The organism is Microbacterium xylanilyticum, assembly GCF_054654695.1.
Window position 1 is genome coordinate 544,070 of record NZ_BAAIEN010000002.1, and the last position, 20,708, is coordinate 564,777.

The window sequence follows — 20,708 nt, forward strand, 5'->3', positions numbered from 1 at the left end:
TGAGGAGAGGGCGTGCTACCGGAGGGAGGCGCGGTACTCGCGCGGCGACAGGCCGTGCACCTGCGCGAAGACGCGCCGCAGCTGCCGGGCGTCGGCGTACCCGCACGCCAGTGAGATCGCCTCGACCGAGAGATCGGTCGAGGACAGCAGTGCTGTGGCGTGGCCGATGCGCAGGGTCTGCTGGTACTGCAGCGGGGTCATGCCGACGGTGCGGACGAACTTGCTGGTCAGCGTGCGGGGCGCGAGGTGCACCGCTCGCGAGAGCTCCTCGAGCGTGTAGTGCTCCGAGAAGCCGTCGGACAGGATCTGCTGCACGGCCTGCACCTCGGGGACGACGTGATCGCGGAACTCCACGAACGGGCTGGTGGGCGCCGCGGTCCCGTTGCGGCGCAGATAGACCACCAGCTCGCGCGCGACGCGGGCAGCGAGCGCGGCGCCGTGATCCTGCTCGATGATGGCGAGCGAGAGGTCGATCCCGGAGGCGATGCCGGCGCTCGTGAGGATGGACCCGTCCATGACGAACAGGACGTCGTCCACGACCCGCGCGCGCGGGTAGCGCTCGCGCATGTGCTCGATCACGCTCCAGTGCGCCGTGCAGCGGTGCCCGTCCAGCAATCCCGCCTCGCCCAGGAGGAACGCCCCCGTGCATACGGACGCGATCTGCGCGCCGGCGTGCGCGGCCTCGCGGATCCACCCGATCATATCCGGGGCGAGCTCCAGCGACATCGTCAGATCGGTGCCCGGGACGAGCACGAGGTCACTGTCGCGCACGGACGTCAGACCGGTGAGGCCGGCCAGCTCGAGTCCCTGGGCGGACGTCACGAGCGGATCCGGGGAGACGAACGCCAGCTCGTAGTCGGCTCCGAAGCGAGTCGCTGCGGAGAAAGCCTGCACCGGACCTGACAGATCCAGCAGGTTCACATGGGGCAGTACGACGACGACGACACGCTTGGACACCCTTGAAATCTACGGGCGGCGGAGCGTCGGCGCGAGGCGTCATCGAGCACGATCACCGGACGGATCCGGCATCACCGGCTGAGTTTCCGGCGCGCTCGGAGCCGTGACGCGTCAGTCGTGCCGATCCGCGGACGCGGGGGTGAGGTGCAGCGCGTCGCGATCGAGCCGTGTCTGCAGGCGGTGCAGCGTGGCGTCGCTGATCGCGCCGTGGTTGCGGAGGCGGATCACGACGTCTCGGGCGTGGTCCACGAGGGCGAGGTTGAGGGCCGCGTAGTCATGGTCCAGATCCCGTCGCGTGCTGCGCCCGGGCTCCGGGGCGGCGCCGATCCGCTCCAGGCGCTCGCGGTACTCGCTCACCACGCGCTCGCGGATGTGCTCCGGGACGTCGATCTCCCGGGCGAGCGCCGTGGACGCGTGGATCGCCGAGAGCAGCGCTGTGCGGTGTGCGCGCGTGAACTCGGCGGCGACCATCGTGTCGGGTTCGAAGCGCGCCCAGCGGATCACGGCGGGCAGGAGCATGCCCTGCGCGAGTATCGTGAGGATGATCACGCCGGTGGCGACGAAGATGACCTCCGCGCGTCCCGGCATGTCCGCGGGGACGGCCAGCGCGACGGCCAGCGAGATCGCACCGCGGAAGCCTGCGACCGTCGAGACCACCCTGGCCCGGTGCGTCATCCGCTTCTGACGCTGGGCAGGGCTGCGGTCCACGAGCCGGATCCCCCAGGTCGTGATCATCTGGAACGCGAAGCGGATGAGCAGGATCGCGATCCAGATCAGCACGCAGAGCAGCAGCAGCGTGGGGATGCTCTGCAGCGGCACGGACCGCATCGCGGACTGCGCCTCGATTCCGATGAGGACGAACAGGGCGCCGTTGAGCCCCGCGGTCGCCAGGGTCCAGAACCCGTCCCGCTGCTGCCGGGACTGCGGGGTGCCGGAGCGCGGTCCGGTGCGGCTCAGATACAACCCGGCGATGACGACCGCGATGACGCCGGAGGCGTGGATCTGCTCGGCGGCGAGGAAGGCGGCGAAGGGCACCAGCACGAGCGCGGCGTTGTGCAGCAGCGGATCGTCGAGACGCCGGAGCGCGAGGGTGCCCAGCAGACCCGCGAGCAGACCGACCACGGTCCCGCCGCCGTACGCCAGGGCGACGAGACCCGTGACATCCCACCCGGAGTAGTGGGCGCCGCTCGCCGCCAGCCCGATCACGATCGTGTAGATGACGAGGGCGCTGCCGTCGTTCACCAGGCTCTCGGCCCTCAGCTGGATGACGTTCCGATGGGGGAGCGCGCGGGCGAGCGCACCCACCGCGGTCGCATCGGTGGGTGCCAGCGCCGCGCCGAGGACGAGCGCGGGCAGCCACCCCCAGCCGAGGGCGACGCCGATCCCTGCGGTGCCGAACGTGGTGGCGACGACGAGCAGCGTGCTCAGCAGCAGGATCACCCGGAGATCGCGGCGCACCTCGCGCAGGGGCGTCATCAGCGCCTCCCAGAACAGCAGGGCCGGGAGGAACAGCACCAGCACCGCGTCGGACGGGAGGTGGATGCTGCGCACCTCGGGGAACAGGCCCGCCAGCAGGCCGAGCAGGAGCTGCAGCAGCGCGGCCGGCACGTGCAGGCGCGGGGCGAGCCAGGCTGCTCCCACGACAAGGGCGCCGACCAGCACGAAGGTGGTGAGCGGATCCATCAGCAGTCCTCTCCGGGAGCAGGGGCGGTGCGGCGAAACCGGGATCCCGCCTTCGCGACGCCGACTCGAGGAGCTTCGCCTGCGCCCAGCGTCGCATCCCGGTGTTACGCGGCCGTTACGGGTGCCGGCGCGAAGGGTTTCGCGCCGCTGTCCGGACCTGTGCCGGTGCACTGGCGTCGGTCGCGGGCGGATGACAGGCTGAGCCGGTCCACGTATGCGCCGTCCCTGGAGAGGGGTTCGCGATGTCGTTCATCACCCGCGCGTTCACCGGTCGCCGCCGTGATCCGGACGATCGACTGCCACCGGGGCAGACCCTGGTGCACGACTTCCCGGTGCTCTCCGCGCGCCCGACGCCGCAGATCGCCACGGACGACTGGGAGTTCACGATCCGCAGCGCGGCGCGGGAGCGGCGCTGGACCTGGGACGAGTTCCAGCAGCTCCACATCGAGGACGTCGTCGTCGACATCCATTGCGTCACGCACTGGTCGAAGCTCGGCACGCACTGGCGGGGCGTCTCGATCGACACGCTGCTCGCCGATGTCGACACCTCGGACGAGTACGCGATGGCGCACAGCTACGGCGGCTACACGACGAACGTGCCCCTTGAGGATCTCCGCGGCGGCAAGGCCTGGGTCGCCTTCGAGTTCGAGGGGGAGCCCCTCGACCCGGAACACGGAGGTCCCGCCCGCCTGCTCGTGCCGCACCTGTACTTCTGGAAGAGCGCCAAATGGATCCGCGGACTCGAGCTGCTGTCCGACGACGAGCCCGGCTTCCGGGAGCAGAACGGGTACCACCTGCACGGGGATCCCTGGAAGGAAGAGCGCTACTGGTGGGCGACGTGACGGAGCGCGCGCTCCCTCGCAAGCCCTGGCATGCAGCCGACGTCATCGAGGTCCGCCGCGAGACGCCGACGGCGGCGCGGATCCTGCTCCAGGTCTCCGATTGGCCGGGGAACCTTCCGGGCCAGCATCTCGACGTGCGACTCACGGCACCCGACGGCTACACGGCGACGCGGTCGTACTCGATCGCCTCCTCCGGTGACGGAACGCAGGTCGTGCTCGCGGTCGCGCGGGTCCCGGACGGCGAGGTGTCGCCGTTCCTCATCGACGAGCTGAGGACGGGCGACCGCCTGGAGGTGCACGGTCCCCTCGGCGCCTATTTCGTGTGGCGCGCCCCGGTGGACGGCACGGCCGGGCGGCCGGTCCAGCTCATCGCCGGCGGATCGGGTGTCGTACCTCTCTATGCGATCGTGCAGGCGCACATCGACGCGGCCGATGCGACGCCGTTCCGTCTGCTGTACTCGGTGCGCACACCCGACGACGTCTTCTTCGCCGACGAGCTCGCGGCCGCGGCGTCGGGGCCCGCCCCGTTCGTCGCCGACTACGTCTACACGAGGCGCGCACCGGACGGCGACCACGAGCCGGTCGGTCGCATCACCCGCGAGCGCGTCGCCGCGACGACGTTCAGCCCCGAGGTCGAACCTCTCGTCTACGTGTGCGGGGCCACGGCGTTCGTCGAGCGGGTGGCGTCCTGGCTCGTCGATCTGGGACACGATCCGCGTGCGATCCGCACCGAACGCTATGGAGGAACCTGATGCAGCACTTCGACGGGAATCTGCTGGCGGGAGCGCTGGCCGACCTTCTGTCCTTCGATGCGACCGCCGCTCTGGCGCGATGCAACGGGTGCGGCAACGTCGGCGAGCTCGCCACGGCGATCGTGTTCCGCAGCGCCGCCGGGACCGTTGCGCGCTGTCTCGCGTGCGAACAGGTGCTGCTCACGATCGTGCAGGCGGGCGACCGCACGTTCGTGAACTTCACGGGCACCGGTGCGATCGAGGTGCCGACGCCCTGACGCTCGGCAGCGACCCGCCACGGGCACGGTCAGCCTTCGGCGAACGATCGCCGGCTCCGCCCGGGGCGGGCGGAGACTGCTGGCATGGACGACGATGAAGCGCTGGACGCGTACTCGACGATCGTGGTGCGCGTCGCCGAGACGGTGCTGCCGGCGGTCGCGTCGGTGAACGTGCGCACAGCCAACGGTGCAGGCGCCGGCAGCGCCACGGTGATCCGCTCCGGACTGCTGCTGACGAGCGCGCACGTGGTCGCGGGTGCGCGTGAGGTGAGCCTGGCGTTCGCCGACGGCAGCGCGATCGAGGCGGACGTGATCGGATCCGACGTGCTGAGCGATCTGGCCGTGCTGCGCGCTCGTGGGCGGACGCCGGATCCGGTGCCTCTCGGCGACGCCTCGCGGCTCCGCGTCGGGCAGCTCGTGGTCGCGCTCGGCAATCCGCGGGGGCTCGCAGGCAGCGTCACCGCGGGCATCGTGTCGGCGCTCGGCCGCTCGCTGCCGACCGCGTCCGGCCGCGTGATCGACGAGGTGATCCAGACCGACGCCGCGCTGAACCCCGGCAACAGCGGAGGAGCGCTCGCCGACAGCAGCGGCAGGCTTGTCGGCGTCAACACGGCGGTCGCGGGTGTCGGGCTCGGGCTCGCCGTGCCGATCAACGTCACCACGCTCGAGATCATCGACACGCTCGCGACGGTCGGGAGGGTGCGGCGGGCCTGGCTCGGGGTGGCGGGTGCGAAGGTGCCGCTCACCCCGGAGGCCGCCGCGAAGGTGGGCTCGGCGACCGGCATGCAGGTCGTCTCGACGGTGCCGCGAAGCCCCGCCGCCCTTGCCGGCGCCCGGCCGGGAGACGTCGTCCTGTCGATCGACGGCACGCCGGTGTTCGACCCGACCGGTCTGCAGCGCGTCATGGTCGAGGCGGCGATCGGGCGGCGCATGGAGATGACGGTCCTGCGCAACGGCGCCCTGATCGACCTCGTGCTGGAGCCCGAGGAGCTGCAGCTGGGCTGAGCCGATGATCGCATCGGGGCGAGCGTCAGTCCTGCGGGCTGCTCACGCCGAGCAGCAGAGCCGGGAGGGTGTGCCGCACGTAGCTCGACTCGGGGAACGACTTCTCGTTGCCGCCGGACAGGATCCACGACTCGAACGACCGCTCGTACGTGAGGATCACGACCCGCACGCCCAGGGCGGGCTGCCACTCGAACCGGCGCCCGATGCGCGACAGCAGCAGTTCGAACGCCTCCAGCAGCGCGGGCAGGAACGCGCGCTCCGACTCGATCACGTCCTCGCTGCGCGCGCCCGTCGACGCGGCGAGCTGGCGCTCGCGGAGCCGGATGGTCAGCGAGCTCCAGTCGAGCGGGCGCGCCCGCGCGAGCGCCGCGGAGATCGCGACCTCGGGCGCCTCGTCGGGGTGTTGCGCGGGATCGAAGGTCTCCGCGGCCGAGCGCACCCGCTGGGCGCACTCCTCGAGCAGCTCGTGGTCGACCGCGTGCAGCAGGTCGCGGTCGCTGGGGAAGAGCGTGCGGAACGCGCCGTCGCTCAGGCCCGCCTCGCGGCGCAACTCCGCCGTCAGCGCGGGGAGGGATCCGTCCCAGGTCGGCAGCAGGATCCGGGCCATCGTGATCACGCGGGCGTAGCTCTGCCGGCGTGAGGCGTTCACGCGCGAGGTGTGCTCGTCGGCCATGGCGTCTCCTCTCCAGCATCGAGGGTAGCCGCGCCGGGGCGGCATCGACCGGCTGACACTGCGAGAGGATGGTCTGGTGAGCCACGACGCGGCCGAGGCCGTCTTCGAGTACGCCGGGCGGCGGATCCGGCTCGAGACGAACGCGCAGTTCGACGCCCTGGTCGGGGCGTTCGAAGCCGCGGTTCCGGCGCTGTCGGACGACGATGCGCTCGCGGAGGTGCGCGCCGGCGACTGGTCGGCGTTCGTGCGCGGGCTGCAGTGGGAGGCGCCGAGCGGGTTCGTCCGGGTCTGGACCTGGCGCCCGGACGCGCTCATGGAGCACGCCGGCGGTGGTTCCCGCAGCGTCGTGTGGCTGATCGCGCATCACGGGATCGGAGCGCGGCTGTTCCGGCACGACCCCGCCACGATGCTCTACGCCCCGGTGCGCATCGAGGCGCACACCTCGCGTGCCCCCGGGACGACGCTGAGCTTCGAGGCGCCGGGAGCCCGGCTCGCCGGTTTCGGCGTCAACAAGGTGGCGCAGGCGGGTGCCGAACTCGATCGCGCCCTCGGCGACCTCTTCGAGGAGATCGGACTGCCTCGCCCTGCCGCGCTGCGTCGCTGAGCCGATGCCCGAGGCGTCGATCCGCACCGGCGAGAGGCTGCTGCCCGGGGATGAGTTCGTCACGGGCCAGAACCCCGGATCCGCGAAGGAGACGGCGAAGAAGGTCGCGGCGCAGCTCTGATCGATCCCGTCGACGCGTCCCTGACTACGATGGCGGCGTGGCGGAGGCGGAATCCCGGATCGAGACGCTCGGCATCATCGGCGCCGGCCGCGCCGGCAGCGTGCTCGCCCGACTGGCGGCGGCCGCCGGCTACCGCGTGCTGATCGCGGGGTCTTCGGATCCGTCGAGGATCGCCCGCACCGCGACCGCCCTTGGGGCGACCGCGGTCGACGTCGCCGACCTCGCCCGCCGTGCCGACGCGGTGGTGCTGGCGCTGCCGCTGGCCAGGCACACGGAGCTGCCGGCGGAGGCGCTGCGCGGGAAGCTCGTGATCGACGCCATGAACTACTGGTGGGGTGCCGACGGACTGCGGGCGGACCTCGACGATCCGCGCACGTCGACGAGCGAGATCGTGCAGCGCTTCCTCGCCGGATCCCGGGTCGTGAAGGCGCTCAATCACATGGGCTATCAGGACCTCGAGGACGACGCCCGCCCGCCGGGCGCCCGCGATCGCAAGGCCATCGCGATCGCCGGAGACGACCCGGCCGACGTGTCGCGAGTGGCAAGGCTCGTGGACGACCTCGGCTTCGACCCGGTGGTCGCCGGAGATCTCGCCAGCGGGATCATGCTGGAGCCGGGGTCTGAGGCGTTCGGCGCCGACGTCGACGCGGCGGAGCTGCGGGCGATGCTCGAGCGCTTCCCGACCTCGCAGCGCGGCATCGTCGTCGCGCGGGCTCGCGCGACGGATCCGAGGTCCTGAACGGTCAGCGCCCGGGGGCCGCGTCTCCTGCCGCCGCTTCGTGGACGCGCGCGATGCCCCGCGCACGGGCATGGTGCCGTTCGCGCGCCAGGGTCGACGTGATGTCCCGTCCGAGCGTCTCCACCACGACCCGCACGCCGTCGACCAGCGCGTCGGCGGCCCCGCGGACGTAGCCGCCCGGCATCGCCGCGATGCCGCGCAGGAACGCGATGGTCTCGGCGGTGAGCAGCTCTCCCGGCAGCACGTTCGGGATCCCGGGCGGGTAGGCCGCCAGCGAATCGGCGGAGACGCGGCCCACGGCGTCGGCCGCGGCCACGATCTCGGTGTGCGCGAAGGCGGCGTCGCGGGGGCGCATCACGGCCGCGCCCGTCTTCGGCAGCGCGACGACTCCGGCGCCGCCGCGGGCGGCGAGCTCGCCGACCGGCTGCAGCGCCTCGAGGGCGGCGACGAAGCGGGCCGGATCCGGAGTCGTGCCGGGGCCGACGAAGGCGACGATGCAGGATCCGGTCGAGATCTCGGTCATGATCCCGGCGGTGCGCAGCAGCTCCTCGCGCACCGCGTGTCCGTACAGGCCCGCGGCGCCCACGTCGATCGACACGCGCAGCGGGTCGTGGCCGACGATGTCTTCGAAGGCGCCGAAGCCGTCGCTCACGATGGGGAAACGGCCCGTCGCGCGCACCGCGTCGCGCAGCTCGGCGGCGGCGGCGATCGATGCCGCGATGCGGTCGTGGCCGTCTTCGAGCGTCGCGCGCGCCAGATCGAGTGAGGCCAGCAGCAGCGAACTCGCGCTCGTGGACTGCGTGAACATGAACGCGCGGTCGATGAGAGGCTCGAGCTCTGCCGCGTACGGCCCCTCGGCCAGGTGCAGCATGGCCGACTGGGTCAGACTGCCGCCCATCTTGTGAGTGGACGAGACGACGAGGTCCGCGCCCTGTGCGATCGGGTGGGCGGGGAGGTCGGGGTGGAACCCGAAGTGGGCCGCCCATGCCGCGTCCACGACGAGCGGCACGCCCGCGTCGTGGCAGACCTCGGCGATGCCGGCGACGTCGGCGACCGCGCCGAAGTAGCTGGGGCTGATGATGTAGGCCGCTTTCGCGTCCACGCCGCGGAGCGCGTCCCGCATGGCAGCGGGCGTCACGCCGTGGTTGATGCCGTGGTGCTCGTCGATCGCGGGCTGCACGAACCGCGGGTCGAGTCCGCCGAGGATGATGCCGTCGAAGAAGCTGGAGTGCGCGCTGCGCTGCGCGACCACGATCTCGTCCGGGGTGCGGAACGCGGCCAGGGCCAGCGCCGTCATCCGGTTCGCCTCGGAGGCGCCGTTGGTGAGGAACCAGGTGCGGCGGGCGCCCCACGCGCGGGCCGCGGCCTCGCGGGCCTGCTCGAGCGGGTTCTCGGCACCCTTGTCGATGCCGTCCAGCAGCGGCTCCACGTCGTAGCGCAGCACGTCCTCGCCGAAGAAGTCGGCCAGCAGCGGGGCGGCCGCGGGGTCGGCGCTGTGTCCGGGCACGTTCAGGCGCTGCAGGTCGCGAGCGGCGAATCGGCGGATGGCGTCGGCGTACGGGGTCGTGGTCACGGATCGATTCTGGCCGCCGAGGGTACGATGAGGAATGCAGAGATCTCTGTGATCCTCAATACCCACTATGGAGCGTCGATGCTGGATCTGAGGCAGCTCCGCGCGCTGGAGGCGGTAGCGGAGCACGGATCCGTCGTCCGCGCCGCCGAGGCGCTGCGATGGAGCCAGCCCACCGTGACCCACCACCTGCGCGGGCTGGAGCGGGTGCTCGGGGCCGAGGTCGTGACGAGCGGATCCGGAGGCACCCGGCTCACCGCGGTCGGCGAGGCGATGCTGTCGCACGCGATCGCGATCCTCGACCGGTCGGAGCGGGCCGTCGACGAGATGACCGAGCTCATCGCCTCGGGCCGGCGGCGTATCGCGATCGGCGTGTTCCCGTCGGCCGGCGCGCGGCTGCTGCCGCAGGTGGTGCGGGCGCTGCAGGAAGCAGGGTTCCAGCCCGACGTGGTCGAGGCCGAGCTCGATCCGCTGATGACGGCCGTCGTCGGCCTGCGCCTCGACGCTGCGATCGTGTACGACGCGCCAGGACGGCCGACGGTCCTGCCGCCGGGCTTCCGGATGATCCCGGTGCGGCAGGAGCACCTTTCCGTGATCGTGCCCGCGGGGCACCCGCTCGCGGGCCGCACCGGGGTGCCGCTCGCGGAGCTCCGCGACGACGGCTGGATCGCGGGTGCGACCGAGGCGGATCCGGTCGACGCCGCGCTGGCCCGTGCCGCGGAGCAGGCCGGGTTCACGCCGCGCATCGCGATGCGCAGCGACGACTATGCGGTCGTGGCGGCGTACGTCGCCGCGGAGTTCGGCGTCGCACTGGTGCCGGAGCTCGCCCTGCCGGTGCATCTGGATGCCGTCGCGACCGTCGAGATCGCCGACGCCGTGTTCGAGCGGCGCATCTTCCTGGTCACGGCGCCGACGGTCGGCGCGCCCGCCCGCGCGGCCCTCGAAGGAGCCCTGCGCACGTCTCCGCCGAGCCGAGGAGCGCCGACCGGACGGAGCCCGCGCGCGGTGCGGTGAGCGCGGCGCAGAGCGGCTGAACGGTGCGTCACGCGGGATGCTGCGTCCACGCCTGCGTCGCCGAGACGGGCGGGGGCGCGGCGAGCGCGTGCGCCTTCAGCACGTCGAACTCGGCGTCGGTGATCGTGCCGTCGTCGCGAAGAGCTTTGGCGCGTGCGATCTCCTCGGACGGCGTGGACGCCCGCGGCATGCGGCGGAGGAAGTCGTCCGTGGTGCGCCAGAGACGTTCGGTCTCGCGCTGCGCGCGGTCCTGCATCCCCGGCCCGCGGGCCACGAGGTAGGCGATCAGGGCCACGAGCGGCACGAAGACGAGGGCGAGCACCCACAGGGCCTTGGCCGTGCCGCTGAGCGTGTGGTCGCGGAACAGATCCGCGACGACCGCGAAGAGCGCGAACAGGTAGGCGGCGAATGCCACGATGCCGAACATCATCCAGAGCGCCGTCCAGTACCCGCCGGCGTCGCCGTAGGAGTACATCATGGTCACGCCTCCGCGTGGATCTCGCGCGGGCGCACCACCAGCACGGGGGAATGCGCGTGCCGCACGCAGGCGGCGCTCACCGATCCCAGCAGGAGTCCGACGAAGCCCCCGTGGCCGCGGTTGCCCAGCACGAGCATCTCGCAGGTCCGGCTCATCTCGATCAGGGTGCGGGCCGGAGGGCCGCCGGCCACCGTGCGGATCAGGCGGGCGGGCGGGGTCGCGCCGAAGGCCTGCTCGATCGCCGCCGTCTGGGTGTCCGTCGCATCCTGCTCCGGCGTCCACTCCATCACGAGCCGAGCGCCCGTGAGCGAGGAGTAGTACCAGGTGGTGACCGCCTCGAGCGGCGCGTCCAGGGCGTCCGCGAGCCGCGCGGCGTAGCGGAGTGCGGCGATCGAGGAATCCGATCCGTCGACGCCGACGAGGATGGGCTTGCTCTGGTCGGTTTCCATGTGCCCACGCTCCTCCGTCAGGTGCTCCGACGGCGGGACGAAAGTCACCCGGATCCGCTGCTGCCGAGAGCGGATCCGGCGCCGCTCAATCGGCCGTCTCCACGTCGAAGTCGAAGACGAGCCGCGCGGGGACTCCGCCGTCGAGCACCTCCTGCATCGACTCGGCGACCGCGGACAGGTCCCGGGTCTGGGCGACCACGGTCGTGCGGCCGAGTGCGTGCAGCCGGAAGACCTCGGCGAGGTCCTCCCTGGTGCCGACGATGGATCCGATGATCTCGATGCCGTTCAGCACGGTGTCGAACACGGGGAACGTCAGAGCGCCGTCCTTCGGCAGCGAGACGAGCACGAGTCGCCCGCCTCGCGCGAGTGCGCGGTACGACTGGTCGAACACCGCGGGCGCGACGGCCAGCACGATGCAGGCATCGGCGCCCCCGAGCGCCGTGATCGCGGCGACCGGGTCGGTCTCGGCGGCGTTGACCACATGGTCCGCGCCGAGCATGGTCGCGAGCTTCAGCTTCTCGTCGCTCACATCGACGGCGATGACCTCGGCGCCGACCAGGCGCGCGTACTGGATCGCGAGATGCCCGAGCCCGCCGATGCCGAACACGGCCACCCGCTCCGAGGGCGTCACCCGTGCCGCCTTGATCGCCGCGTAGGTGGTCACGCCGGCGCAGGTGAGCGGCGCCGCGTCGAGCGAGGTGACCGAATCCGGGACGGGGACGGCGAAGCGCGCATCGATCACCGCGTACTCGGCGTGCGCGCCGTTGATCGCGTAGCCCGTGTTCTTCTGGGCGAGGCAGAGGTTCTCGCGCCCGGTCACGCAGTACCGGCAGCGCCCGCAGGCGGAGCCGAGCCAGGCCAGCGCCACGCGCGTGCCGACCGCGGGCGTCGTGACGCCTTCGCCGAGCCCGTCGACACGACCGATGCCCTCGTGGCCCGGGATGAACGGCAGCGACGGCTTGACCGGCCAGTCGCCGCGGGCGGCGTGGATGTCGGTGTGGCAGAGGCCGCTCATCTCGATGCGCACGAGCACCTGGCCCGGCCCCGGCACGGGGACGGGGACCTCCTGCACGGCGAAGGGCTCGGTGAACGACGAGACCACGGCTGCGCGCATCGTCGCAGGCGGAGCGGCGGCGGCGCGGGGCGGCGAGGCGACCGGCGCCGTGCTCCCTGTCGGTGCCGGCGCGTTGCCGGCGCCGGGCGCGGCGGCGACGGCTGCCGCTGCAGGCGTGCCTGCGGCGACCGCTGCGACGCTCGTCGCGGATGCCGGTGCGGCTCCGGCGCGGGGCGGCGCAGACGCCGTCCGGAACGCGTTCAGTGCGACGACCTCGTCCAGGCGGGGCACGCGGACGTTCCAATCCAGATCGCGCCGGATCCGCCGACGCAGGGCATCGGTGGCGGTCGGCTCGCCGTGGGTCAGGAAGACCTGCTGGGGCGCCGCGGGCGCCGTCCGCATCCACTCCACGATCTGACCCGCATCGGCGTGCGCGGACATCATCTCGAGCGAATGCACCTCGGCGAGGATCGGGATGTCCTGCCCGTAGATCCGCAAGGTGCGCTCGCCGCGCTGCAGGGCGTCGCCGCGCGTGCCCCCGGCCTGGAAGCCGGTCAGCACGATCGCATTGCGCGGATCCGGCCCGTAGGAGGCGATGTGGTGCAGGATCCGCCCGCCCTCGAGCATCCCGCTCGCCGAGATGATGATCGCCGGCCCGCCGCGGGTGTTGAGCGCCTTCGAGCCCTCCACGCTGCGCACCAGGGTGGCCCCCTCGTACATCCGCTGGAACTCCTCCGGTGAGATCCGGTGCTCCTCGGGGTGCCGGGCGTACATCTCCGCGCCGCTCACGGCCATCGGACTGTTCAGGAACACCGGAACCTGCGGGATCCTGCCCGTGGCGCGCAGACGGCTCAGATGCAGCAGCAGCGACTCGGCCCGCCCGATCGCGAACGCGGGCAGCAGCACGACCCCGCCGCGGCCGCACACCCGGGTGATGATGTCGGCGAGCGCCGCCTCCGCGTCCACCCCGGGGTGGGTGCGGTCGCCGTACGTCGACTCGGACACGAGGACGTCGGTCGCCTCGAGCGCCCGCGGCGGGCGCATCAGCGGATCGTCGGTGCGGCCGAGGTCGCCGGTGAAGTGCACGCGGCATCCGTCCACCTCGAGCAGCACCTGCGCCGCACCGAGGATGTGGCCGGCCGGGACGAAGGTCACCCTGGCGTCCCCGATCTCGACCGCGGTGTCGAACGGATGCGGCGCGAAGCGCTCGAGGGCCGCCATCGCGTCGCTCTCGGTGTACAGCGGCAGCGGGCGCGCGTGCTTGGAGCTGTGCCGCCGTGCCGCGTAGGACGCCTGCTCCTCCTGCAGGCGCCCGCTGTCCGGCAGCACGAGCGTGCTGAGTTCGGCGGTGCCGGTGGTGCTGTGGATCGGTCCGTCGAAGCCGTCGCGCACGAGGGCCGGCAGATAGCCGGTGTGATCCAGGTGCGCGTGCGTGATCACGACGGCGTCGATGCGGGAGGGGTCCACGGGGAAGCGCGCCCAGTTCCTCTCCCGCAGCGACTTGTACCCCTGGAACAGTCCGCAGTCGATGAGGATCCGCTTCTGGCCGGTGTCGATGAGATAGCGGGATCCGGTGACCGTGTCGGTCGCGCCGAGGAATGTCAGGGTTGCGCTCATGGTGCGAGACAACACCCCGCGGGAGCCCGTGGACGGGACCTAGGTCACGTGTTCACGACACCTGCCGCGGCCTCACCCCGGTCGGGTCAGGCGGGCAGCGGCACCGCCCACCGCACCCGGGTCCCGCCCTCGCCCCGAGGTTCGAGGGCGTACGTCCCGCCATGCTGCTCCGCGCGTGCGGCGAGGTTGGCCGTGCCGCTGCGGTGGACGTGTTCGGGAAGCCCGTCGCCGTCGTCTTCGACCGTGACGACGGCTTCCGTCTCGGAGACGACCACGGCGACCGAGGCCCAGGACGCGTGGGCGTGGCGGCTGACGTTGGCGAGCGACTCGCGGACCACGGCGACCAGGTCGTCGGCGAGGCCGTCCGTGACGACCAGGTCGACAGGCCCGGCGAACGTGATCCGCGGCGACGGGGTGACCCCGGAGACGAGCTCGAGCAGCCGCCCGCGCAGCCCCGGTTCGGTGCTCGCCCGGGTGCGCAGCGCGAAGATCGCCGTCCGGATGTCTGAGATCGTCGCGTCGATCTCCTCGATGTGGCGGTCGAGCTCGGCCGTCTGGTCGGGGTGCGCCGCCGCGAGCGCCTGGAGCCCGAGCGCGGTCGCGAACAGCCGCTGGATGACGTGATCGTGCAGATCGCGCGCGATGCGGCTGCGATCCTCCACGATCTCGAGCCGCTGTCGCTGCTCCCTGGCCCGCGCCAGGGAGATCGCGATGCCCGCCTGCGAGGCGAAGTCCGAGATGGTGTCCAGCTCCATGCGCGTGTACGTGCTGCTGCTGCGGGACACGCAGAGGGCTCCGACGGCGACGCCGCCCACGATGAGGGGCACGGCGACGGTGTGTCCGAACGGCCGGACGACGGCGTCGGCCGGCTTCGGCAGCTGATCGACGATCAGGCGGCCCTCGGCGATGGCGCGTGCGGCGAGCGCCCCAGCGGCGGGGTAGCGGGTCCCCTCGATGCTGCCCGCTTCCGTTCCCCGTGCGACGTCGATGTGGAGGCGGTCGTCCTCATCCGGCGTGATGATGGCCACGAGCTCGGCCGGCACGACGGTGGTGACCGCCTCGGCGACGATGGCGAGGGCATCGCCCGCGTCGGGCGACAGGAGGGCGGCCGTCACCTCCGACAGCGCCGTGCCCAGCCGCTCGCGCCGGCGGGACTCGGTGAACAGGCGCGCGTTCTCGATCGCCACGCCGGCGGTGGTGGCGAGGGCCTCGATGAGCTCCTGATCCTCGTCGGAGAACAGGTCCTTCTCCGGATCCGTCAGGTAGAGGTTCCCGAAGGTCCGTCCTCTGATGCGGATCGGCACCCCCAGGAACGCGTCCATCGGCGGATGGTGCTCCGGGAAGCCGACCGACCGAGGGTCGTCGGCGATCCGCGGGATGCGGATCGTCTCGCCGCGTTCGATCACGGCGCCGAGCAGGCCGTGCCCCTTCGGCGGAGCGCCGATCTCGCGCACGACGTCCGGGGGGATGCCCTTGTGGATGAACCGCTCGAGCAGACCTTCCTCGTCGATCACCCCGAGCGCGCCGTAGCGCGCGCCGACCAGCTCGATCGCGGCGCTGACGATCCGGGTCAGCACCGCGTCCAGGTCGAGATCCTCGCTGACCGCTCGCGTCGCGCTGAGCAGGCCGCGCAACCGCCCCTGGGCGGTGAGCACATGCTGGGCGCGCGCCATCAGCTCCGCGATGGTCTTCTCCAGCTCGAGCCGGGGCACATCGGGGAACGTGAGCGGATCGTCTTCCATCGGCTTCCAGCGCTTGAAGACGCCATCCTATCGCGACCCGCTTATCGCGACGGGGTCTTCGACCGCGGGCGATCCCCCACGCCCGTCACGGCGATTCGTACTTCACCGCCCGGCCGGAGATGCGCGCGATGCCGAGCCGGAGTGTCAGATCGCGTTCCCCGCCCGGCCACGGGGACAGGCGCACCGTGAGCGCGGCAGTCTCCTCGCCGGTGGCTCGGGTGAGCGACCCGCTGATCAGCACGCTCCACGCCGTGCGGCCGAGGCTGTCGTAGTGATCCACCTCGAACGCCACCGTCGCGCCGCTGTCGGCGAGAGCGCCGACCACTCCGTCGGATCCGGTTCGCAGGATGAGGTCGTGACCGAAGATCGCGAAGTTCAGGGGGATGATCTCGACGACCCCGTCCCGGGTGAACCCGATCCTGCCCACCGTGGTCGCCATGAGCAGCTCGTAGCACCGCTGTTCGCTCAGGGTGTGGATCATCGCCCTTGCTCCTCGTCGCGGTGCATGATGAGCACGGGACAGTGCGCGTGCTGGGCGCATGTGGCGCTGACCGAGCCGAGCAGCAGCCCGACGAAGCCGCCGCGACCGCGGCTGCCCAGCACGAGCATGCCGCTGGTCCGGCTCACGTCGATGAGCGTGGGCGACGGCGGACCCGACAGCACCGTCCGGGTCAGCCCCTCCGGCGGGGAGTCGCCGAACGCATCGGCGATCGAGTGATCCAGGAGCTCCTTCGCGTCCTCCTCGGGCTGCCATTCGATGACGAGTTCTGCACCCGTCATGGGCGGGTAGGTCCAGGTCGTGACGGCCTCCAACGGGGCGTCCAGCGCCCGCGCCAGCCGTGCGGCGTACTTCAGAGCTGCGACGGACGAAGGGGAGCCGTCGACGCCGACGACGATGCGTCCCATGTCGATGTCCATGCGGCCCAGCGTCGCCGCTGCAGCCGGGCGGATCCGGGACGAAAGTCATACGGGTTGCGCTGCTGCGCTGCGGGCCTCCCGGCTCGGCAGCGTCGGGCAGGTTCGCGCTGCGGGATCCGCCGAGAGCCTGCTGCGGGACCTAGGTCCCGAGCGGGGCGGGAGCGGGTTCCTAGCGTGGATCCACGGCGGCACCGCGTCACGCGGGCCCGCCGGACGATCTGCCCGACGGTGTGACGCCGCGGGCGAGGGAGAGGATCCAGCATGGACGAGAATCGCTTCGCGGACCGCACCGTCGTCGTGACGGGCGCAGGCTCGGGCATCGGTCGGGCCACGGCGGTCCGCCTCGCCCGCGAGGGAGCGCGGGTCGTGGCGGTCGACGCCTCCCGCAGTCGCCTCCAGGATCTCGAGCGGGAACTCGGAGAGCGCGTCGTCAGCGTGGACGGCAACCTCATGCATCAGCTCACGGCGGATCTCGCGGTGGCCGCGGCGCACGGGCGGATCGACGGGCTGGCCAACATCGCCGGCATCATGGACGGATTCGAGCCGACGGCGGAGATCCAGGATGAGACCTGGGAGCGCGTCATCGGCGTCAACGTCACCGGCATGATGCGGATGACGCGAGCGGCGCTGCCGCTCATGCTCGCAGCGGGGCGGGGCGCGATCGTCAACGTCAGCTCCGAGGCGGGGCGGAGGGGTTCGGCGGCGGGGACCCCCTACACGGTCTCGAAGCATGCGGTGAACGGGTTCACGCTGAGCACGGCGTTCTTCTACACGCCCCAGGGAGTGCGGTGCAACGCGGTGGCGCCCGGCCCCGTCGCGACCAACATCGAAGCCGCGTTCCGCTCGGCCGCGGCGCAGGAGCGCCTCGGGCCGGTGATGCAGGCGACCCTGCCGCCGGTCGCGCAGCCGGAGGCCATCGCCGCGGCCATCACCTGGCTTCTCAGCGATGACGCCGCGGACGTCTCCGGAGCCGTCATCCCCGTCGACGGAGGATGGGCCGCCATCTGATCCGGGTGCATGATGGCGTTGTCGGGTCCGGGAGCGAGAAGGGGAGGGGCCGATGAGCAGCGTGTTCCTCGTCGACGACCACGAGATCGTCCGTCAGGGGCTCGCCGGCGTGGTCGAGGGCCAGGCGGATCTCACGGTGGCCGGCGAAGCAGGCACCATCCGCGATGCGCTCGCGCGGATCGCGGCGACAGAGCCCGATGTGGCGGTGCTCGATGTCCGCCTCCCGGACGGGAACGGCATCGACCTCTGCCGGCAGATCCGGCAGGACCATCCGCACGTGCAGTGCCTGATCCTGACCGCCTACGACGACGACGACGCGATGTTCGCGGCCGTGGTGGCGGGTGCGGCCGGCTATCTGCTCAAGAACGTCCGCGCTGCGGAGCTGCTCGAGGCGATCCGCGCGGTCGCCGCAGGCCGGAGGCTGCTGCACCCCACCGCGGAGCGCACGGCGGTGCAGCGCATGCGGGACGCTCCCGAGGAGGATCCGCGCTTCGGATCCCTGGGGCTGCGTGAGCGGCAGATCCTCGCGCTCATCGCCGACGGGCTCACCAACCGGCAGATCGGCGAGCGCCTGGGGCTGGCGGAGAAGACGGTCAAGAACTACGTGTCGGGACTGCTCAGCAAGCTGGGCCTGGACCATCGCACCCAGGCCGCGGTGTTCGAGATCGAGCGCGGCCACCGTCAGGAGCATTAGCCGCCGCGGCAGGGTGCGGCGGCCGAAGGCGTCCTCTCAGTCCTCGTCCTTCTGATGCCGCACGATGAGGACCGGGCAGTGCGCGTGCGTCGCGCAGGTGGCGCTGACTGATCCCAGCAGAAGGCCGGCGAATCCTCCGTGGCCCCGGCTGCCGAGCACGAGCATCTCCGCACGCCGGCTCTCGTCGATGAGCACCGACGGAGGAGGCCCGGCGATGACGGCCGCGGTGAGGCCGACGGGCGGATCCTCGCCGAAGACGTCCTTGATGGCGGCATCGAGAATCACCGCCGTCTCGGCATCCGGAGAGCGCCCGGGCATCGGATACAGGTCGATCAGAGCGGCGTAGTCCCACGTCATGATCGCGCGGATCGGCAACTCGAGCGCGTCGGCCAGTTTGGCCGCGTAGCGCAGGGCGTCGAGGGAGGACTCGGATCCGTCGACGCCCACGAGGATCGGGGCGTTCGCTGTGGTGTTCATGCCCTCACCCTGTCCCGCACGCGGCGCACGGCAGGGGACGAAAGTCACTTGCGGGTGTCGAAGGCGCGCGCAAGGGTGGAGGAGCGGACGGTGCGCGCATGCCACCGACGAGGGAGAACCCGAGGACACATGGCAGTGCTGAAGACGATGAGACGGCAGCCGGCGATCCCGGTCGCCCTTCTCACGCTCGTCGCGGTCGTCGTGCTCGATGCCGCAGGACAGCGCACCGTCGCCCGCTGGACGGCGACGGCCGTCGTCGCAGCCTTCGTCATCTGGACGCTCGTGCGGATGATCCGCGAGATGCTGCGCGGCCGTTTCGGACTCGACATCCTCGCGATCGTCGCGATGGTCGCGACGCTCGCGGTCGGCGAGTACGTGGCCGCGCTGATCATCGTGCTGATGCTCTCGGGCGGGGAGGCACTGGAGGATTTCGCCGCCCGCCGGGCCAAGCGCGAGCTGAGCGCGCTGCTGGAGCGCTCGCCGCAGAGCGCGCACGTCGTGACGGCCGCGGGGGAGAGCACGACGGAGAGTGTGCGCGACGTGCCCGTCGAAGAGGTCGCCGTAGGGGATCTCCTGCTCGTGCGCCCCGCGGAGATCGTCCCCGTCGACTGCGAGATGCTCACCGACGAGGCGTCCTTCGATGAATCGTCGCTCACCGGGGAGAGCCTGCCCGTGACCCGCCGCGCCGGAGACGTCGTGCTGTCGGGCGCGGTCAACGGCAGTCGCATCGTGCGGGCCAGGGCCGCGCGCCGCAGCGCCGACAGCCAGTACCAGCAGATCGTGGTGCTGGTCCGCCAGGCGCAGGAGTCGCGGGCGCCGGTGGTGCGTCTCGCGGACCGGTTCGCGATCCCGTTCACGGTCGTCTCGCTGCTTCTCGCAGGCCTTGCGTGGGCGCTCTCCGGCCAGCCCGTGCGGTTCGCCGAGGTGCTGGTGCTCGCGACGCCGTGCCCACTGCTGATCGCCGCGCCGGTGGCGTTCCTCGGCGGGCTGTCGCGGTCCGCGAAGGCCGGCATCGTGCTCAAGGGCGGCGCGGTCGTCGAGACGCTGTCGCGGGTGCGTTCCGCGGCCTTCGACAAGACGGGCACCCTCACCCGTGGGCACCCCGTCCTCATCGACGTCCGCCCGGCCGGCGGCTTCTCCGCCGACGACGTTCTGCGGCTCGCCGCCTCCGCGGAGCAGTACTCCACGCACGCGCTCGCCGAAGGGATCCGCGTCGCCGCGCGCGAGCGGGGACTGGCCCTCGTGGCCGCGGAGGACGCGAGCGAAGTGGCCACGAACGGCGTCGCCGCGAGCATCGGAGGGCGGCTCGTGGTCGTTGGCAAGCCCGCGTACGTCGCCTCGCTCGTCCCGGACTTCTCGCGCACCGATCTCGCGGCCGGCGAGGCGGCGGCGTATGTCGCGATCGACGGCCGGCACGCCGGGGCCGTGGTGCTCGCCGATGCGCCGCGCCCCGAGTCCCGCGGCGTGGTCGCGTGGCTGACCCGGAACGGCATCGACCGGGCGGCGATGCTCACCGGCGACGCGCAGGCGACGGCGGCGTCGATCGCGGAGGCGGTCGGCATCTCCGAGGTGCACGCCGAGCTCCTGCCGGACGACAAGGTGCGCCTCGCCCGGGAACTGCGTCCCCGACCGCTCATGATGGTGGGCGACGGAGTCAACGACGCGCCCGTGCTCGCCGCCGCCGAGATCGGTATCGCGATGGGGGCGAAGGGCGCGACCGCGGCGGGGGAGGCCGCGGACGCGGTGATCCTGGTCGACTCCCTCGCGAAGGTCGTGCACGCGGTGGAGATCGGCAGGCACACCGTCCGCGTCGCACTGACCGCGATCGGGATCGGGATCGCGGTCAGCATCGCGCTGATGCTGGTCGCCATGACCGGGGTGATCCCGGCGGTCGCGGGCGCCCTCATCCAGGAGCTCGTGGATCTCGCCACGATCCTGTACGCGCTGCGGGCGCTGCGCGGACCGCTCACTCCGGAACGCGCGTTCGCGTCCGCGGAACCCGAGGCGGGACCAAAGGCCCGCGTCGACCATGAGGAGAGGACAAGGCTGTGAGC

21 protein-coding genes are annotated in these 20,708 nt (G+C 72.1%); 10 read left to right on the plus strand and 11 right to left on the minus strand.

Annotation, left to right across the window (positions count from 1 at the left end; all coding sequences use genetic code 11):
* Positions 1-15: 15 nt before the first annotated feature.
* Both ACYQ1L_RS03130 and ACYQ1L_RS03135 read right to left on the minus strand, forming a co-directional pair.
* Positions 16-957 (minus strand): GlxA family transcriptional regulator, encoded by a 942-nt coding sequence (locus ACYQ1L_RS03130; RefSeq protein ID WP_460002804.1) that lies wholly within the window; start codon positions 955-957, stop codon positions 16-18.
* Positions 958-1,068: 111 nt separating this feature from the next.
* Entirely contained in the window at positions 1,069-2,640 is a 1,572-nt protein-coding gene (locus ACYQ1L_RS03135) for a Na+/H+ antiporter (protein WP_460002805.1), read from the minus strand.
* 242 nt (positions 2,641-2,882) lie between these two features.
* Here ACYQ1L_RS03135 and ACYQ1L_RS03140 point away from each other — a divergent pair, with 242 nt between their 5' ends.
* The 4 genes from ACYQ1L_RS03140 to ACYQ1L_RS03155 all read left to right on the plus strand — a co-directional run bounded on the left by ACYQ1L_RS03140 (position 2,883) and on the right by ACYQ1L_RS03155 (position 5,496).
* Positions 2,883-3,482, plus strand: coding sequence for a molybdopterin-dependent oxidoreductase (locus ACYQ1L_RS03140; protein WP_460002806.1), 600 nt, complete (start codon positions 2,883-2,885; stop codon positions 3,480-3,482).
* The gene (locus ACYQ1L_RS03145) at positions 3,470-4,234 is read left to right on the plus strand and encodes an FAD-binding oxidoreductase (protein ID WP_460002807.1); all 765 of its coding nucleotides are present in this window, start codon (positions 3,470-3,472) and stop codon (positions 4,232-4,234) included. Before ACYQ1L_RS03140 ends, ACYQ1L_RS03145 begins: the two co-directional genes overlap by 13 nt.
* A complete protein-coding gene (locus ACYQ1L_RS03150) occupies positions 4,234-4,491 on the plus strand; it encodes a DUF6510 family protein (RefSeq protein WP_460002808.1) in 258 nt (85 codons plus the stop codon). The genes ACYQ1L_RS03145 and ACYQ1L_RS03150 overlap by 1 nt, the downstream gene beginning before the upstream one ends.
* Positions 4,492-4,575: 84 nt before the next feature.
* Positions 4,576-5,496: a S1C family serine protease gene (locus ACYQ1L_RS03155; RefSeq protein ID WP_460002809.1), complete on the plus strand. Its 921-nt coding sequence runs from the start codon at positions 4,576-4,578 to the stop codon at positions 5,494-5,496.
* A gap of 25 nt (positions 5,497-5,521) precedes the next feature.
* Here ACYQ1L_RS03155 and ACYQ1L_RS03160 read toward each other — a convergent pair whose 3' ends face one another.
* The gene (locus tag ACYQ1L_RS03160; protein WP_460002810.1) at positions 5,522-6,169 is read right to left on the minus strand and encodes a hypothetical protein; all 648 of its coding nucleotides are present in this window, start codon (positions 6,167-6,169) and stop codon (positions 5,522-5,524) included.
* A gap of 76 nt (positions 6,170-6,245) precedes the next feature.
* On the opposite strand from ACYQ1L_RS03160, the gene ACYQ1L_RS03165 reads away from it, so the two are divergent.
* Both ACYQ1L_RS03165 and ACYQ1L_RS03170 read left to right on the plus strand, forming a co-directional pair.
* Positions 6,246-6,773, plus strand: coding sequence for a hypothetical protein (locus ACYQ1L_RS03165; RefSeq protein WP_460002811.1), 528 nt, complete (start codon positions 6,246-6,248; stop codon positions 6,771-6,773).
* A 158-nt stretch (positions 6,774-6,931) separates the two neighbouring features.
* Complete coding sequence (locus ACYQ1L_RS03170) at positions 6,932-7,633, plus strand: NADPH-dependent F420 reductase (RefSeq protein ID WP_460002812.1); 702 nt, start codon at positions 6,932-6,934, stop codon at positions 7,631-7,633.
* Between the two features lie 4 nt (positions 7,634-7,637).
* Here ACYQ1L_RS03170 and ACYQ1L_RS03175 read toward each other — a convergent pair whose 3' ends face one another.
* Positions 7,638-9,206: an aminotransferase class I/II-fold pyridoxal phosphate-dependent enzyme gene (locus tag ACYQ1L_RS03175; protein WP_460002813.1), complete on the minus strand. Its 1,569-nt coding sequence runs from the start codon at positions 9,204-9,206 to the stop codon at positions 7,638-7,640.
* A gap of 78 nt (positions 9,207-9,284) precedes the next feature.
* On the opposite strand from ACYQ1L_RS03175, the gene ACYQ1L_RS03180 reads away from it, so the two are divergent.
* Positions 9,285-10,217 (plus strand): LysR family transcriptional regulator, encoded by a 933-nt coding sequence (locus ACYQ1L_RS03180; RefSeq protein WP_460002814.1) that lies wholly within the window; start codon positions 9,285-9,287, stop codon positions 10,215-10,217.
* 28 nt (positions 10,218-10,245) lie between these two features.
* Here ACYQ1L_RS03180 and ACYQ1L_RS03185 read toward each other — a convergent pair whose 3' ends face one another.
* The 6 genes from ACYQ1L_RS03185 to ACYQ1L_RS03210 form a co-directional block, all read right to left on the minus strand.
* Positions 10,246-10,695 carry an SHOCT domain-containing protein gene (locus tag ACYQ1L_RS03185; RefSeq protein ID WP_460002815.1) on the minus strand — a complete coding sequence of 150 codons (450 nt, stop codon included), beginning with the start codon at positions 10,693-10,695 and terminating at the stop codon, positions 10,246-10,248.
* Between the two features lie 2 nt (positions 10,696-10,697).
* A complete protein-coding gene (locus ACYQ1L_RS03190) occupies positions 10,698-11,144 on the minus strand; it encodes a universal stress protein (protein WP_460002816.1) in 447 nt (148 codons plus the stop codon).
* Between the two features lie 85 nt (positions 11,145-11,229).
* On the minus strand, positions 11,230-13,815 hold the full coding sequence (locus ACYQ1L_RS03195; RefSeq protein ID WP_460002817.1) for a zinc-binding dehydrogenase: 2,586 nt from the start codon (positions 13,813-13,815) through the stop codon (positions 11,230-11,232).
* Between the two features lie 86 nt (positions 13,816-13,901).
* Positions 13,902-15,557 (minus strand): GAF domain-containing sensor histidine kinase, encoded by a 1,656-nt coding sequence (locus tag ACYQ1L_RS03200; protein ID WP_460002818.1) that lies wholly within the window; start codon positions 15,555-15,557, stop codon positions 13,902-13,904.
* Between the two features lie 85 nt (positions 15,558-15,642).
* Positions 15,643-16,038 carry a pyridoxamine 5'-phosphate oxidase family protein gene (locus ACYQ1L_RS03205; protein WP_460002819.1) on the minus strand — a complete coding sequence of 132 codons (396 nt, stop codon included), beginning with the start codon at positions 16,036-16,038 and terminating at the stop codon, positions 15,643-15,645.
* Positions 16,035-16,475, minus strand: a complete 441-nt coding sequence (locus ACYQ1L_RS03210) for a universal stress protein (RefSeq protein WP_460002820.1) — start codon at positions 16,473-16,475, stop codon at positions 16,035-16,037. The genes ACYQ1L_RS03205 and ACYQ1L_RS03210 overlap by 4 nt, the downstream gene beginning before the upstream one ends.
* 261 nt (positions 16,476-16,736) lie before the next feature.
* Here ACYQ1L_RS03210 and ACYQ1L_RS03215 point away from each other — a divergent pair, with 261 nt between their 5' ends.
* Together ACYQ1L_RS03215 and ACYQ1L_RS03220 are read left to right on the plus strand one after the other, a co-directional pair.
* Positions 16,737-17,483, plus strand: a complete 747-nt coding sequence (locus ACYQ1L_RS03215; RefSeq protein ID WP_460002821.1) for an SDR family NAD(P)-dependent oxidoreductase — start codon at positions 16,737-16,739, stop codon at positions 17,481-17,483.
* Positions 17,484-17,535: 52 nt separating this feature from the next.
* Entirely contained in the window at positions 17,536-18,177 is a 642-nt protein-coding gene (locus tag ACYQ1L_RS03220) for a response regulator (protein ID WP_460002822.1), read from the plus strand.
* Positions 18,178-18,213: 36 nt separating this feature from the next.
* Here ACYQ1L_RS03220 and ACYQ1L_RS03225 read toward each other — a convergent pair whose 3' ends face one another.
* Positions 18,214-18,654: a universal stress protein gene (locus tag ACYQ1L_RS03225; protein ID WP_460002823.1), complete on the minus strand. Its 441-nt coding sequence runs from the start codon at positions 18,652-18,654 to the stop codon at positions 18,214-18,216.
* 129 nt (positions 18,655-18,783) lie between these two features.
* Between ACYQ1L_RS03225 and ACYQ1L_RS03230 the strand changes: the two genes are divergently transcribed.
* On the plus strand, positions 18,784-20,706 hold the full coding sequence (locus tag ACYQ1L_RS03230; protein WP_460002824.1) for a heavy metal translocating P-type ATPase: 1,923 nt from the start codon (positions 18,784-18,786) through the stop codon (positions 20,704-20,706).
* Positions 20,707-20,708: the final 2 nt, after the last annotated feature.